Origin of the sequence: Candidatus Rhabdochlamydia sp. W815 (genome assembly GCF_018642185.1) — a bacterium.
GTDB classification, from domain to species: Bacteria; Chlamydiota; Chlamydiia; order Chlamydiales; family Rhabdochlamydiaceae; genus Rhabdochlamydia; species Rhabdochlamydia oedothoracis.
Window position 1 is genome coordinate 1 of sequence record NZ_JAAVTY010000025.1, and the last position, 15,385, is coordinate 15,385.

General features: G+C 36.6%; 10 protein-coding genes, 1 other RNA gene and 3 pseudogenes. 10 read left to right on the forward strand and 4 right to left on the reverse strand.

From position 1 onward, the window contains the following. From RHOW815_RS03060 to RHOW815_RS03070, 3 genes and pseudogenes are all read left to right on the forward strand, one after another. Window positions 1-701, forward strand: a pseudogene (locus RHOW815_RS03060) (IS5 family transposase); the annotation flags it as partial. Next, a complete protein-coding gene (locus RHOW815_RS03065) occupies window positions 605-832 on the forward strand; it encodes a hypothetical protein (RefSeq protein ID WP_215216888.1) in 228 nt (75 codons plus the stop codon). The pseudogene RHOW815_RS03060 and the gene RHOW815_RS03065, both read left to right, overlap by 97 nt. Continuing rightward, a pseudogene (locus tag RHOW815_RS03070) lies at window positions 801-911 on the forward strand (IS5/IS1182 family transposase); the annotation flags it as partial. The gene RHOW815_RS03065 and the pseudogene RHOW815_RS03070, both read left to right, overlap by 32 nt. Window positions 912-1,190: 279 nt before the next feature. On the opposite strand, the gene RHOW815_RS03075 reads toward RHOW815_RS03070, so the two are convergent. After that, window positions 1,191-1,946 (reverse strand): TrmH family RNA methyltransferase, encoded by a 756-nt coding sequence (locus RHOW815_RS03075; RefSeq protein ID WP_215216889.1) that lies wholly within the window; start codon window positions 1,944-1,946, stop codon window positions 1,191-1,193. Further along, window positions 1,924-3,513 carry an ABC-F family ATP-binding cassette domain-containing protein gene (locus RHOW815_RS03080; protein ID WP_434062181.1) on the reverse strand — a complete coding sequence of 530 codons (1,590 nt, stop codon included), beginning with the start codon at window positions 3,511-3,513 and terminating at the stop codon, window positions 1,924-1,926. Before RHOW815_RS03080 ends, RHOW815_RS03075 begins: the two co-directional genes overlap by 23 nt. A gap of 62 nt (window positions 3,514-3,575) precedes the next feature. On the opposite strand from RHOW815_RS03080, the pseudogene RHOW815_RS03085 reads away from it, so the two are divergent. Then, window positions 3,576-4,523: pseudogene (locus tag RHOW815_RS03085) on the forward strand (tyrosine recombinase XerC); the annotation flags it as partial. A 12-nt stretch (window positions 4,524-4,535) separates the two neighbouring features. Here the strand turns inward: RHOW815_RS03085 and rnpB are convergent. Together rnpB and cdsZ are read right to left on the reverse strand one after the other, a co-directional pair. Then, window positions 4,536-4,885, reverse strand: an RNA gene (rnpB, locus tag RHOW815_RS03090) — RNase P RNA component class A. A gap of 12 nt (window positions 4,886-4,897) precedes the next feature. Then, complete coding sequence (cdsZ, locus tag RHOW815_RS03095) at window positions 4,898-5,659, reverse strand: zinc ribbon domain regulatory protein CdsZ (RefSeq protein ID WP_215216891.1); 762 nt, start codon at window positions 5,657-5,659, stop codon at window positions 4,898-4,900. A gap of 392 nt (window positions 5,660-6,051) precedes the next feature. Here cdsZ and RHOW815_RS03100 point away from each other — a divergent pair, with 392 nt between their 5' ends. The 6 genes from RHOW815_RS03100 to RHOW815_RS03125 all read left to right on the forward strand — a co-directional run bounded on the left by RHOW815_RS03100 (window position 6,052) and on the right by RHOW815_RS03125 (window position 15,020). After that, window positions 6,052-7,527, forward strand: a complete 1,476-nt coding sequence (locus RHOW815_RS03100) for a glycine hydroxymethyltransferase (RefSeq protein WP_215216892.1) — start codon at window positions 6,052-6,054, stop codon at window positions 7,525-7,527. 72 nt (window positions 7,528-7,599) lie between these two features. Then, the gene (locus RHOW815_RS03105) at window positions 7,600-8,211 is read left to right on the forward strand and encodes an ATP-dependent Clp protease proteolytic subunit (protein WP_215216893.1); all 612 of its coding nucleotides are present in this window, start codon (window positions 7,600-7,602) and stop codon (window positions 8,209-8,211) included. Beyond that, window positions 8,208-8,981, forward strand: a complete 774-nt coding sequence (dapF, locus tag RHOW815_RS03110; protein ID WP_215216894.1) for a diaminopimelate epimerase — start codon at window positions 8,208-8,210, stop codon at window positions 8,979-8,981. The genes RHOW815_RS03105 and dapF overlap by 4 nt, the downstream gene beginning before the upstream one ends. A 132-nt stretch (window positions 8,982-9,113) precedes the next feature. Beyond that, window positions 9,114-12,776, forward strand: a complete 3,663-nt coding sequence (locus RHOW815_RS03115; RefSeq protein WP_215216895.1) for a DEAD/DEAH box helicase — start codon at window positions 9,114-9,116, stop codon at window positions 12,774-12,776. 139 nt (window positions 12,777-12,915) lie between these two features. Further along, window positions 12,916-14,439 carry a peptide ABC transporter substrate-binding protein gene (locus RHOW815_RS03120; protein WP_215216896.1) on the forward strand — a complete coding sequence of 508 codons (1,524 nt, stop codon included), beginning with the start codon at window positions 12,916-12,918 and terminating at the stop codon, window positions 14,437-14,439. Window positions 14,440-14,444: 5 nt separating this feature from the next. Then, window positions 14,445-15,020, forward strand: coding sequence for a GNAT family N-acetyltransferase (locus RHOW815_RS03125; protein ID WP_215216897.1), 576 nt, complete (start codon window positions 14,445-14,447; stop codon window positions 15,018-15,020). The last annotated feature ends 365 nt before the right edge of the window (window positions 15,021-15,385 follow it).

Sequence of the window (15,385 nt, forward strand, 5' to 3'; positions counted from 1 at the left end):
AAGAGTTGATCTATATGATATTTTTTGTGGAATTTTGTACATTTTAAAAAGTGGTTGCCAGTGGCGTATGTTACCCATAGAATATCCTAAATGGGAATTGTGTTATTATTATTTCCATCTTTGGAATAAAAAAGAGGATAAAAATTCTAAGAGTATTCTTGAAATAGTTTTAAAAAAAATTGGTTGGCGAGGCCAGAAAAAGCAGTGGTCGGAAAGAGAAAACAAGCTTTGTAATTATTGATGCGCAAAGTGTTAAAAATACTGATACAGCGGAGAAGACAGGATATGATGCAGGGAAAAAAATATCAGGAATAAAAAGACATATAGCAGTCGATAGCCAAGGGCTTCCTCATGCGATTCACATTACCACCGCTAATATCACTGACAGAAATGGGTGTATAGAAGCATTTTCACTACATAAAAACCATTTATTCGGTGTAAAAAATGTTTTAGCAGATGGAGGATATTCTGGAGAAAAATTTGCAAAGAGTGTGCAGGAGATATTAGGATGTATAGTAGAAATAGCCAAAAGAAATACACTTCATACTTTTACAGTTATTTCCAAAAGATGGGTTGTAGAGCGTTCTTTTGCGTGGATAGAAAAATGTCGCAGGCTATGGAAAAATTGCGAAAGAAAACTATATACAAGCCTGAATATGGTGGTTCTTGCTTTTATTGCTCTACTTTTGAAAAGATTTTAAACAGGCTCTTAAAGGAAAAGACGGTATACAATCGATATTACGAAACGTCGGTGACTTTTTTTCAGGCAATTAGAGGATTCTTCTTAGAAGAGATACCGAAAACATCCCCTATTTGCACTGCCTGGACGTAAAGAGCTATTAAAAAGCGATATGGAATATGATGTTATTTTAATAGATGCCACAGAAACACCCGTAGAAATAGACGAAAAAGGTTTGGTCTTCGGTTCAATCTAATTGCGGGCATTTATAATCTGGAGCTATGTTAATGGGTTTTGAAAGAGGTCTATTGTTAAAAATCACAATAGAGATTCTTTCATCGCCTGCCTATTCTTTTTTTAATTCTTCTGTGCACTTCAAACTTGAAAAGACTTCTAATTATCAGCGCATTTCTTGCCCCCAATTCTTCCCAAGAACCATGAATAATCTAAAATTTTAAAGAGTTTTAGTCCATGAGATATGATTGTTTATAGGTATCTATAAATGAGAGCTTTATCTAATGAAACAGCTTTTACGTCTTTGCTGATTACTAATCACAGCCGCTACAATCGCAAAAGCTGAAGCTACATTGAGAGATTGCTTAAAGCCATAGAGGGGAATTTGCAGAGCTTGATCAGCCATAGATAATGCTCGATCAGATAACCCGTATTCTTCATTTCCTAATAAGAGGGTAAACTCTTTAGGAAAGGTGAAGTCAAATAGCGAGGGAGCATTTGGAACGGTTTCTAAAGCAATTAAAGGCTTGGGGAGTTGTTTCAAGGATCTATTTTGATAGCAGCTTACTTTATCAAAGGTAAACATCGAGGTTTTTTGCACTTTAGGGTTATCAATATAGGGGGTTTGCTTAGCGAAGTAAATGGGGCCTAAGCGAAATGCTTCTACTGTTCGAATAATGCTACCCACATTAAAAGCAGAGCGAATGTTATCTAGGTAAACCCCTATTTGTAAAAAAGGGATATCAGAATCGATATCTGATTTCTGATGAGATGCAAACAGATTGTGTTCTTGCCAAGATTGACCTATTTGCGCTAAGTGAAAATGATAACGATCACAGAGCGCTTTGATATCTTGCAAATCAAGTAAGGGCAATTCCAGCCAGGATTCTATGCGGCGGTAGAGCGTATCTTTAGCTTTAAGATGATAATAGCGTAAAGTACGCGCTGCCCAGGTGTGGCGCATTTTTACAGATAGCTTAAGAAACTCTGTTTCTGTATAGCTTAAAGCTCTATTTAGTTGCTCTAGCTGCAAGATATCCCTCTAAGTTTCCTTCAAATACACATGGTTTTGCAGTTTCAAATGCGATGATTTTATTGGTTGCATTGTTCAATAGATCACGGTCATGGCTAGCAACAATGACTGTGCCTTTGAAATCCTCTAATGCCCAAGATAGGGCAGATACCGCTTCTAAATCTAAATGGTTATTTGGCTCATCTAGTAGTAAAACATTATAGTTGCACAACATAATACCACCTAAGATTAACCTAGCGGTTTCTCCCCCTGATAGATGTGCGATTGATTTAAAAGCATCATCTCCGGAAAAAAGCATTTTCCCTAAGATGCTACGTATATCTTGATCGTTGACTCCTTCTCTTCTATTTTTGAGCCAATCAAAGGCTGTCATATTACTTTTCTTATCGATTACTTCAGAATGATTTTGGGGGAAATAACCAATTTGAACTTGATGTCCTACTTCAATAAAGCCGCTATCTAGGGGTAGTATTCCTGCTAAGAGCTTGATGAGTGTGGTTTTCCCTTTACCGTTATTTCCAATCAATCCAATTTTATCTCCTCGACTGACTTCAAAATTGAGGAGGTTGAAAACAAGAGTCTCATCATAGGATTTAGAGATATCTTTGACTTTGAAAACCGTTTGCCCAGAGACTTTTTCAGGGGGATAAAAACGAATATAGGGGCGTTGAATATTGGATTTTTTTAACTCTTGAGGCTCTAATCGTTCGATTTCTCGTAGACGAGATTGTACTTGACTAGCGCGTGTTCCTGCGCTAAAGCGTGCAACGAACTCTTTGAGTTGGGCTGCCTTTTTCTCTTTTGATTTGTTTTCTAACTCTGTTTTTTCCCGGAGCGATGTTTTTGCAACTAACATATCGTTATAATTACCAGGATAGATAATGATGGTTTCATAATCTAAGTCAGCAATCTGTGTTGTTACCGCATTTAAGAAATGGCGATCGTGACTTACAACAATCAGGACCCCATTGTAATTGTGTAGAAATCTCTCTAGCCAACCGATCGATTCTAAATCGAGGTGGTTGGTTGGTTCGTCTAATAAAAGAGCTTCTGGACTGCCAAATAATGCTTGGCAGAGCAAAACTCGAAACTGTCTATCCGAGGGAAGAGAATGCATTTTTTTATGATGCCATTCAGGGGGAATACCTATGCCATTTAAGAATACTTCTGCATCGGATTCCGCACTATACCCATCTTCTTCTGCAATGATTTCTTCTAATTCACCTAAACGAATTCCAATCGCATCGGTTATTTCCAATTCATAAAGAGCATCTCTTTCCGACAAGGCTTCTGCAAGGCGTTTATTGCCCGTGATTACCACATCAATTACTTTCATCTCGCTAAACTGTGCAATATTTTGTTTGAGAAATCCCACTTTCCTAGGTAATGTTACAGATCCAGAAGAGGGCTCGTCTATTCCTAAAATAATATTAAACAAAGTAGACTTGCCAGCCCCATTTGGACCGGTAAGTCCATAGCGGCAGCCTGAGTTAAAGGTAATCGTTACATCTTCAAAAAGAGTTCGGGCGCCTATTTTTTTAGAAATATCTCGTAGTGTAATCATAATTTTAGCCTATTTCAGAAAATTGCCTCGTATTCTAGCATAGATAGAAAAGGAGAACAAGCGTTATGGCTGAATTAAGCTTTTCCAAAGCATGTGCGCTTTTTTTGCATTATCTATCCACTGCAAAACAGGTCTCTCAGCATACATTGCGTAACTACAGTATTGATATGCAAGAGTTTGAGCATTTTTTTCAAAATATAATTTTACTTATGCCAGAGTTAGATATAAAAAAAAATGCCTCTTCTTTTTTAATGCAGAAGGTAGATAAAAAGGCGATTCGTAGCTATTTAGCATTTTTAGCAGAAAAACAGCTCTCTAAAAAAACGATTCATCGCAGATTGTCTTGCTTGCGTTCTTTTTTTACCTATTTAGTAAAACACAAGAAGCTAGAAACAAATCCTCTAACTGAGCTTGCTACTCCAAAATTAGAAAAAAAAATCCCTACTTCTTTGAGTTATCAACAAATAGAGCAACTACTAGCACAACCTAATACAAAGACCTATTTAGGCTATAGAGATCGATGCATTATGGAGTTGTTCTATAGTAGCGGGTTGCGTTTGAGTGAGTTAATCGGGTTAAATAGACAGGATGTAAATATACAAGGTTTATTGATCAAAGTTCGTGGCAAAGGGAAAAAAGAAAGAGTAGTTCCTATTACTCAAACCGCAGCTCATTGGCTAGATAACTATATAAACCATTCTCTTCGAGATCAAGATAGCTCTTCTCATCGAAGAGAGGAAGACCCTCAAGCTGTTTTTTTAAATAAGTGGGGTAAAAGATTGAGTTCTCGTTCCATCGATCGTCATTTTACGCAATACCTCAAAGCAAGCGGTTTAGCAGCTACCATTACACCTCATACCATTCGGCATACCATTGCAACACATTGGCTAGAAAAGGGGATGGATTTAAAAACCATTCAAATGTTGCTTGGACATAATAGTTTGGCTACCACCACGATTTATACACAAGTTTCTTCTCGTTTGAAGAGAGAAGTGTATGATAAAGCACATCCTCTAGCACAAGAAAAGACGGGAAAGCATTAAGCCGGATTCTGTCGTTGAGCAATCATTCATCTAGGAGGTCTGTTGCCAAACCCCTCAAGCGATTTTATTCTAATGAGCTCTGCGGAAAAACAGATTGTTCATAAAAACAACGCTCATTACTTTCTTGCTTCAGATAGGGTTTATCTCACCTCTCATCTCTGAGAGTGGGGCTAACTCTTAAAGCTAGCATTTTCAGCCTGTCCTGTTAGGGCGGTGTATTTTCTGTTATACTTTCCGTAGCCTTGCAGCCCCCAGTCTTTCACTGGTATCTTTTCCTGCGAAGTCCAGACTTTCCTCTGTTTATTAAAAACAGCGATTGCTTAGCTTTCCCCGTGCAAAATTTTCTAAGCGCGTCGACGCCTGCGCTTAGTGGCAACAGCTGTCCCTTCGGTAGACTCACTATCTTGCCAATAATGGATACGTGAGCAATGCTCGCAAAAAAAGAGATTATCTCCCTTGCGTACTAAATTTTCATGTTGTGCGGTAAGGGTGATATGGCAACCACTACATGTGCGATTTTCAATAGGAACTACTACGCGATCTTTTTTATTATGCAATAATCTTTCATAGATGCGTAAAATTTCAGAGTTAGCAAGACCTGCGAGTTGCTCTCTTTTCTCTTTAATGGTAGAGCCTTCTTGATTGATTAAATCCACACTTTGCCTGATCTCTTTTTCCAAAGCCAAGCTGCTCTCTTCAGAGTTTTTTAAACTTTCTTTAATCTTATCTAAAAGCTCTTCTTCTGATACTTTTCGATCTACTAAATCAGAAACCTTTTGCTCAACGGCAAGGCGCTCTCTTTCAGCATGGGTCATCTCTTGTGTAAGAGCATTAAATTCATCAGCTTTTTTAACATTGCTCTGTTGTGTTTCTAATTTTTTGATCCTTGCGTTGATATCGTGAATTTTTTGTTCGAGAAGTTCAATGCTCTTATCAAAATCTTTAATCTCTTGTTCTTTGTCTGTGATTTGAGAGTATAAATCTTTTCGTAATTCTTCAAGTTGGGTTAATTCCTTAACGCGTTCTTTTTTTACTCGCATAAGACGAATCATCTTCATGTCGAGCTCTTGAATATCTAAGATTTTCTTGAGTTCTTCTAATAACATGGGTATCTCTTTTGGGTAGCTTTAAAGCAGAGGTTATATAAGCGTACTTATAGGCTAATAGGTTATATGTTTTCTCTAATATCTCGCAAGTGTAAAAAATATAAAGATAAATTTTGAGATTGCTAGAGGTATTTTGTTCCTGGTGTAAAAAGTATTAAAATCACCAAAAGAATAGTTAAGAAAATTTTTTGATAGGAATTTTATGGCTTTTAAATTCGAAATTTTTGGCCGAATGTCTCCTTGTGGAGATATTTTCTATCAATACAAAAGGTAATTTAATTCGATTATTTATATTTTCTTTCTTTGAAATAGATTGCTCTCAGATTGGGATTCCCTCTTTTGGCTAAATGTGATAAAAACAAGGTCGTATTATGGTAAGCTTAGGAGGATAGATGTCTTATTTAGAAAACTATTTTAATAGAGTTCCTCATGAGCTAAGAAAAAGCAGCGCCATTGCTTTTATGGCTGCTTTTGATCATTTGAAGACAAATAATCCCTTTATTGTAGAAAAAATGATTCAAGAGCTTCAGGATCAGCGTTGTTTTTTAAAACTAATTGCCTCTGAAAACTACTGTTCTGAATCTGTGCAATTATCTATGGGAAACTGGCTGACGGATAAATACGCAGAAGGATATCCCTACCATCGATTTTATGCAGGGTGTGACAATATTGATGCTATTGAGGCTGCTTGTGTGAATGAAGCAAAAGCCCTATTTCAATGTGAACATGCTTATGTGCAACCTCATTCAGGAGCAGATTCTAATCTTGTGGCTTTTTGGGCGATTTTGGTAGAGCGTATCCAAAATAAGCAAGTAGAGAAGTTAGGCAAAAAAAATATCAATGATCTTTCTAATGAGGAGTACGAGCAAGTACGTCAGCTCCTTGTGAATCAAAAAGTGTTGGGGATGTCTCTTAACTCCGGAGGGCACCTAACCCATGGGTATCGGTATAATATTTCTGCTAAAATGATGCAGGCTTTTTGCTATGAAGTAGATCCTAATACCTATTTATTGGATTATAAAAAAATTAGTGAGATTGCAAAACGGGAAAAACCTGCTATTTTGATCGCTGGCTATTCAGCTTACTCACGGAAAATTAACTTTGCTAAAATGCGTGAAATAGCAGATAGCGTAGGAGCTGTTTTGCTTGTGGATATGGCACATTTTGCAGGTCTTGTTGCTGGAAAGGTGATGGTGGGAGAATATAACCCTATACCTTATGCACAGATCATCACTTCCACAACCCATAAAACCCTAAGAGGGCCTAGAGGGGGGATAATCCTTTGTCAAAAAGAGTTTAGAGAAGTGGTTGATAAGGGTTGTCCGATTACTTTAGGAGGGCCACTTCCTCACGTCATTGCCGCCAAAGCCGTTGCTTTTAAAGAGGCAAATACACCCTCTTTTTGCGTCTATGCAGAACAAGTAGTAAAAAATGCTCAAGCGTTAGCAAACAAATTAATGCATCATGGGGTTCATGTTCTTACTGGAGGAACAGAAAACCACCTGATGGTTTTTGAGGTTCCCTCTTCTTTTGGTTTGACTGGATTACAAGCTGAAAATGCTCTTAGACAGGCGCATTTTACAGTGAATCGCAACAGCATACCTTTTGATAAAAATGGGCCTTGGTTTACTTCAGGTATACGTATAGGAACAGCTGCTTTAACTACTTTGGGAATGAAAGAGCAAGAGATGATACAAATTGCAGATTGGATTTATCTATTGCTTAAACATACAAAACCTGCTAAAGCAGAAAAAGGAAATAGCCGTTCTTTAGTAGAAATTGACTCTTCTATTCTCAAGGAGATTCAAAAACACATAAGTATTTTATTAAAACGGTTCCCTCTATATCCAGATTTGATCTTTGATTGAAAAAAAAGGATGTAACCCTAGATAATGTTTTTGCCAGATGCTAAAAATGAGACTGAAAAAAATGAGGTATTTATGTCGTTAGTGAGCCAAAGGCAAGAAGCGAATCAGAAATTCCCTTTAGGATCGCTCGATGATAAGATTGATGAAGTACTGCTTAAATCCAGAAGAATTTTCTTTTGTGATGCTGTAGATAGCAGTACTGCTCGTAATGCAATTCGCAAATTATGGTACTTGGAGTTAATGAATCCAGGTAAGCCTATTTTATTTATTATTAATTCACCGGGTGGATCAGTTGATGCGGGTTTTGCTGTTTGGGATCAGGTTAAGATGATCACTTCACCTGTGACAACGCTTGTTACAGGGATTGCTGCTTCTATGGGTTCTGTTTTAAGTCTATGTGCTGCTCCCGGAAAGCGTTTTGCAACCCCCCATTCCCGTTTTATGATTCATCAACCTTCTATTCATTCCGTGATTCGCGGACAAGCGACCGATTTGGAAATTCAAGCAAGAGAAATCTTGAAAACCAGAAAGGGAATTGTAGATATCTATGTAGAAGCAACACGAAAGCAAGCAGAAGAGATTGATAAAGCGTTAGATCGTGATATGTGGATGAGTGCAGATGAGGCCTTAGAATTTGGTCTACTTGATAAAGTGGTTTCTAGTTATCAAGATCTAGAAGCGTGATTTTTACTAAATACCATGGAATTGGTAACGATTTTATATTGATCGATCAGAGAAGATCTCCTATAGAGGAGAGTACTTTTTTTGTTCAAATACCCAGAATCTGTGATAGACATTTGGGAATAGGAGCAGATGGGGTGCTCTTGCTTGAAAGTTCTAAACGTTCTGATCTACAAATGCGCATCTTCAATAGCGATGGTAGTGAAGCTGATATGTGCGGCAATGGGATTAGGTGCGTTGCTGATTATGAGATTGCGCACAAACCTAAAATTGAAATCGAAACGAGAAATGGTGTATTTACCTGCTGGCGTAAAGAAGACCAAATAGGGGTTGATTTAAAACAACCTTTAATCTGTCATTGGCCAATGAAAATCCATGAATGGAGTGTCTATGTGGTTAAAGTTGGTGTTCCTCACGCAGTTGTTTTTTTGTCCTCGTTTGATCAAATTGATCTCATAAAGATAGCTCAAGAGATTCGATCTGTCTTTATTTCTGAAGGGATAAATGTAAATTTTGCAAGCTTTTTAAAAGGACAGCTTGTTGTTCGCACTTATGAGAGAGGAGTAGAAAATGAGACCATTTCTTGTGGTACGGGTTTTGCTGCCGTTGCATTTGTTGTGAGTAAACTCTATAACTTCCCACAGCCTATTTTGATAGCAAGTGCTTCTGATAAGATGACTAAACAGATGAAGTTTTTTATTTCTACAAAGGGAAATATACAGATGCTAGCAGAAGCCTGCCGAGTATTTTCAGGCAGTTTGCATTTAGCTTAAATTTTTTAAGCATATTGCAAACATATCGATAGCTAGGCATGCTCACAAATAAGGGGAACTCTATCTTAAAATTTTTACATCATGTCTGAATTTTCTTTTTCGCAAAAAAATCTAACAAAAGCTAAACAGCTATTGTTAGAACAATCTGTTAGAAAAATTTTATTTTCAGAAGCGACCTATCAAATAGAAATATTTGATAAAGAAAATACACATTCTTTTTCACCTTTTTTACATATAGATGATCAAGGAAAAATTCTAGAGGGATTTTGTTCCTGTGATGAAGCCGAAGAGACCCAATCCTGTGCACATCTTGCTGCTGCGTATTTAACTATTTTTAATGGGAATCTACAACCTCTGCATGTGCGTTTTCGTCATAGTTTTTGGAATTGCTTATGTCAAATTTTTTGTAGTCGACATGGATATAAAACAAATGTACTACGAAAAAAGGAAAAAGCTTATGAAATTAAATCCTCTACGAATAAACTTCTTTTTCATATAAAATCTTTAACCGCTGCAACCAAAAAATATTTACATACACTTTTTTTTGAACGAACGATTGAAACAGAAGAAACCTCTCTTAAATTTTCTAATTTGACTCCTGAAGAGCTGCAATTGTGGAAAGAAGGAAATCCTAGCCATCGACTAAAATATGAATTGTGTTTTTGGTCTGATCTTGCAAAATGGCTAATGTTGCTCCAGGAGAGGAAAAAACCTTATACCATTTCTTTTGAAGAAAAGGAAAAGCAGCTTCCTGATTGGCTAACGATTCAATTTACTGGTTTATTAAAAATAAAATGTTATCTCTCAGAGGTCCATTGGCCACAGTTAATTCCTGTTTTAAAAACAGTAGATTCACCGCTTATTGTTCATGGACAACCCTATTCCTATATTCGAGCTATTCATTATAATGAAGTGGATAAAAAACTTTTTATCGAAATGGATCAATCCCAAAAACAGCAACAAGAAGAAAAAGCCAAAGGGACTTCTGTAGGAGACTTTGTTTTTATTCCTAAAAAAGGCTTTTTTCCTGCTACCATAGATCCTATTTTTGAACAAAGAGAGATTTCTGCACAAAAAATTGGAAAAATATTTTTTAAGCATGCACCCATTTTACAGAGATTTTTGAATAAACCAATGCATTTGGGCAACAATTGCATTCAATATGATCTTTTTTTTGATATAGAAGAGAGACTACATATTGAATGTTTCCTCTTTGAAAAAAAAGATCTACAAAAAAAATCCTCTGCGCGATTTGGCAATTGGGTTTATCTAGAAAAAAAAGGATTTTTTCGAGTAGAAAATTGGTTATTTGATGGTATTACAAAAATTATCGAAAGAGCTGATGTTTCAGAATTTGTTTCTCAGCATAGAGCGTGGCTTAATAATTTTCCTCTCTTTCAAACACATGTCTACACCATTGAATCTCAATTGCGCTTTTTTGTGACAGCATCAAAGCAGCTGAAATTTGAATCCGCTATAGAAATACTTGAAGCAGAGGATAAAATCAGCGATTTCGGAGCATGGATTTATGTAAAAGATCAAGGGTTTTTTGCCAAGCGCACTCAGCTACAAGCGGGTTCTATCCATTCAGGGTTAACGATTGAAAAAGATCGAATTGCAGAATTCATTCAGATGCATCGAGAAGAATTGGAAGGTATTAAAGGATTTTTTTCCCCTATCTGTCCTATTCTAAAAAGTGGCTATGAAATTAGCCTGAAAAATGGGCAAATTTTTGTGCAATCCGTTATGCAATTTTTACCCGAGTATCAGGATAAAAATGTGCAAGTCTTCGATGAATTTACCTATGTGGAAAATCAAGGATTTTACGAGATTGCTTTTGAGCAGCAATTAAAGAAAAAATACGTGCCAAGTGCTTTTATTCCTAAAGAGCAAGAGGCTAATTTTGTCTTGTATGATTTAAATACGTTAGTAGACCAGATTATTGTTCTACAAAAGGAATTAACTAAACCACATTCGTTGCAATTAGAAATACGTAATTTAGAACATAAAAAAAAAAAATCCCACTTTCAATGGCATATGCGGCTTGTGTTTATCAGTGAGCTTGGAGAAGTAGATGCAAAAGAGATTTGGCAAGCAATCATGGGAAATCGTCCTTATCTTTTTACACCAGCTGGCCTTATCATCTTGAAACAATCTCGCTTTAATTGGTTAAAAGCGATTCGTAAACAGCAATGGGATGCGAAATCTTTTCTAAAATGTACAACACTAGATTGGTTGCGATTAACCGTTTTTGAAGAGATAAAAGCTCCAGAAGGGAGGTCTACACAAGCTGTGCAGACCAGGAAATGGTTAGAGAGCATTTCTCAATTTGAAACACAAACCCCAATGGATCTAACCGGATTTCAAAGTAGGCTACGGGCTTATCAGGAAACAGGAGTCAATTGGCTTTGGTTTTTATATACCTATGGACTCTCAGGAATGCTTTGTGATGAGATGGGTCTTGGCAAAACGCATCAAGCTATGGGTCTTATTGCGGCTGTATTTAATTATTTGCAAAAAAGAGCTAAGTTTCTAGTGGTTTGCCCTACCTCCGTTATATACCATTGGGAAGAATTATTAAAAAATTTTTTGCCAAAGGTGCGAGTTCTAACTTTTTATGGGGTAGGGCGCAATTTTGATCTTTTTACAACACAAGCAGACCTTTTATTAACTTCTTATGGGGTATTGCGCAGTGAGAAAACCCTTCTTTCTCAATATACCTTTGATCTTATCATTTTTGATGAAGTGCAAAATGCCAAAAATTCCCAATCCCAAACGCATAAAGCTTTGAAAACCCTTCATGCACATATGCGTCTTGGATTAACCGGAACGCCTATTGAAAATAGTTTACTAGAACTAAGATCCTTATTTGAAGTGATTGTGCCAGGATACTTACCCCAAGAAGCTCACTTTAAACATCTATTTGTCAATCCGATTGAAAAAGGACAAGACCAAGCTAGAAAAGCGCTGCTCAAGCGATTAGTCGATCCTTTTATTTTACGACGTAAGAAAAAAGAAGTGTTACTAGAGCTACCGGAAAAAATTGAGGAAATTTCTTATTGTGATCTTTCTGAAGAGCAAAAAAAAATGTATAAGGCTGCTTTTTTTCAACAGAAAAGTCAACTTATGCAGCAAATAGAAGATGAAAAGAAACCACTTCCCTATCTACATGTATTTGCTTTGTTATCCACTCTAAAGCAGATTTGCGATCATCCCTGTCTCATTAATAAGCAATTCGATGAATTCCATAAACATCAGTCAGGAAAATGGGACTTGTTTGTCCAACTATTGCAAGAGACAAGAGATAGTGGACAAAAACTTGTAGTGTTTTCGCAATACCTAAATATGCTTAATCTCATTGAAAAATATCTCAAAGAACAGAACATTGGCTTTGCGGGCATTAGAGGGAGTACGCGTAATCGCAGAGAGATGCTCGATAGATTTAAACAAGACCCTGCTTGTGTTGTTTTTGTTGCTTCTCTACAAGCAGCTGGTGTTGGAGTAGATCTTGTGTCTGCATCCGTTGTGATTCATTACGATCGCTGGTGGAATCCAGCGCGTGAAAATCAAGCAACCGATCGTGTACATCGCATTGGTCAAAATCGAGGTGTACAAGTATTTAAATTAGTCACTAAAAACACCATTGAAGAACACATTCACAAGTTGATCGAAAAAAAGCAAGCGCTCATGGAAGGGGTTATTGAGTTCACAGATCAGGATCAAATCAAAAAATTAAACCGTGAAGAATTAATCCATTTGGTGCACCTAATCGATCAGGATGTAAAAAAAATATAAAAATTTACAATAAATTCTCTGAAGAAGTACGCTAGATCTCTTTTTTAGAGGGTGTTTTCAAATGAAATATATTGTTATTTTTGTGCTTATCATTGTTGGCGCATTTTTCTTTTTTCCCTTTATCAAACCTAAAAGCAAAATGTCAGTTCTTCGCCTCAATATGAAAACAGAACCCAAAACCATGGATCCGCGCAAAGGAGTAGATAGATACTCCATGCAAATGCATTTTTTATTTTTTGAAGGGCTTGTGAAAGCATATCCGGACCAATCTATGAAACTAGCTCAAGCTAAATCCTACGAAGTATCAGAAGATAAACTCACCTATACTTTTCACTTAAGAGACACCGTTTGGTCTAATAACACCCCTGTTACGGCTTACGATTTTGAACAAACCTGGAAAGATATTCTTAGATCCGATTTTCCCTCAATGAGTGCATCGTTATTCTCTTCTATAAAAAATGCAGATGCAGCAAAACAAGGGCTTGTTTCTCTAGATGAAGTGGGGATTAAAGCAATAGATGCAAAAACCCTTGTGATTACTTTAGGAATACCGAATCCTTATCTTTTCAAATTGCTATCTTTTAGTGCTTTTTTTCCTGTAAATATAGAAAACGATCGAAAAAATCCCCATTGGCCTGAAAAGGTAGGACCTAATTTTTTATGTAACGGTCCTTATCTATTAGAAAAGTGGATCCCTAGCAATCAAGTCGTTGCTAAACGTAATCCTCAATACCGAAAGACAGAAGATCTACATCCAGAAAAAATCATTTTTAACATAGTTGAAAATGATGCAATAACGTTAGAGATGTTTGAGAAGGGTTTAGTGGATGTAATTGGAGATTGTCTAACCAGTATTCCTTTAGAAGCGCTTCCTGATTTAGAAAAAAAATGGAGCATTTCTCGTGCGCCAAAACCCTCTTCTCTATTCATTAATCTTAATACAGATAAAGTCCCCTTTAATAATTCTAAAATTCGCAGGGCACTTGGGCTCGCGATTAATCGGCGAGAATTAATCGAAATATCTGGTATGGATCAGAATCAAGCAAACCTATCAGCAACGAGTATGATTCCTCCTTGTTTAAAAGAAAATCGCTGTTGTTCTTTTTTTAAAGATCATGATATCATTCAAGCACGCGTTTTGCTGGAAGAAGGATTAAAAGAACTAGGGCTTACCAAAGAGGTTTTTGCATCTGTTGTTCTTTACTATTATGCCTATTCTTCTGGAACAAATAAATTGATGCAAATCATCCAACAGCAATGGTTAAAGGCTTTGGATCTTTTCATTAAGATAGAGTGTTTAGAGTTTGGAGTTGCAATAGACAAACTCATCAGGAGAGATTATTCTATGGGTTTTGCTTGTTGGATTGCCATGTTCGACGACCCTATGAATTCTCTTGGAAAATTTAAATCTAAAATGCATGCAACCAACTTCTGTAACTGGGAAAGTCCAGAATACACGCAATTACTTAACCAATCTTTTTACGAAGAAGGGGAAGCGAGATTGGATATTCTGGAACAAGCGGAAAAAGTTTTTTTAAGCGAGATGCCCTATATTCCTTTATATCATGAGGACTATGTATATATCATAAACCCACGGCTGCCTTTTACCATCCCGCTTTGGTGTAATGATCGGATGTTAATACCTTCAAAAGGTACAAAATAATTGTCATGCAGAAAAATATAATCCAAACAGAAAGGTTAATTCTACGACCTTGGAAAAAAAAAGATCTTGAGTCGTTTGCAAAGCTTAATCAAGATCCACGAGTCATGGAATATTTTCCCTCTTTAAAAAGCTATAAAGAGATTCAGGAAGAATATAATCGTATCGTAGAAGATTTTAAAAAAGAGGGTTTTGGGCTTTGGGCGGTTTCTATAATAGGAGGCGCTGATTTTATCGGTTTTATTGGTTTAAACCGTGTGAAGTTCACAGCACATTTTACACCAGCTGTTGAAATAGGTTGGAGATTAATGGCTGATTACTGGGGCAAAGGGTATGCAACAGAAGGAGCCATGGCTTGCTTGAAATATGGGTTTGAAACGTTGCATCTTGACGAAATCGTCAGTTTTACAACACTTGCAAACAAGCGCTCCGTAGCTGTTATGGAAAGAATCGGGATGTCACGTAATCCAAAAGATGATTTTGACCATCCGAAATTAGCAGAAGGTCATCCCTTAAGAATACATGTGTTATATCGGTTACAAGCAAATGAATGGAAGTGCTTAGTAAAGTCTAGTAAATGTTGAATTTTCTTCTATTCATTTAAATTGCTCCTTTTCTTCAGCTTTTAGCTATTTTATCTCTATATAAGCCATTAAATGTTTTTACCTCAGCAGAGGTAGAAAAGCCTATGTTAGACCCAAGAATCTAGATTATTTTAACTGCTCAAGTTTTTTTCTAGCAAAGCTATAATTTCATCTTGTACATCTGTATTTACTCCATCTTCAAGTTCTAGTTTTTTACCACAACCATTTGGACATTTAGGATCTTCACCCTTATTTATAGCAGCTGTTATAGTTATTTAAAATATTATTGATAAAGTTGTATATTTTTCTCCAACAAAATATATGGAGGTAGAGAAATGCCTAAACCTTATTCAATGGATCTAAGA

Excerpts from the sequence above, each read along its gene's own strand:
- RHOW815_RS03065 (WP_215216888.1), top strand. The coding sequence starts at position 605 with ATGTCGCAGGCTATGGAAAAATTGCGAAAGAAAACTATATACAAGCCT.
- cdsZ (WP_215216891.1), bottom strand. The coding sequence starts at position 5,659 with ATGTTATTAGAAGAACTCAAGAAAATCTTAGATATTCAAGAGCTCGAC.
- RHOW815_RS03100 (WP_215216892.1), top strand. The coding sequence starts at position 6,052 with ATGTCTTATTTAGAAAACTATTTTAATAGAGTTCCTCATGAGCTAAGA.
- RHOW815_RS03105 (WP_215216893.1), top strand. The coding sequence starts at position 7,600 with ATGTCGTTAGTGAGCCAAAGGCAAGAAGCGAATCAGAAATTCCCTTTA.
- RHOW815_RS03120 (WP_215216896.1), top strand. The coding sequence starts at position 12,916 with ATGTCAGTTCTTCGCCTCAATATGAAAACAGAACCCAAAACCATGGAT.
- RHOW815_RS03125 (WP_215216897.1), top strand. The coding sequence starts at position 14,445 with ATGCAGAAAAATATAATCCAAACAGAAAGGTTAATTCTACGACCTTGG.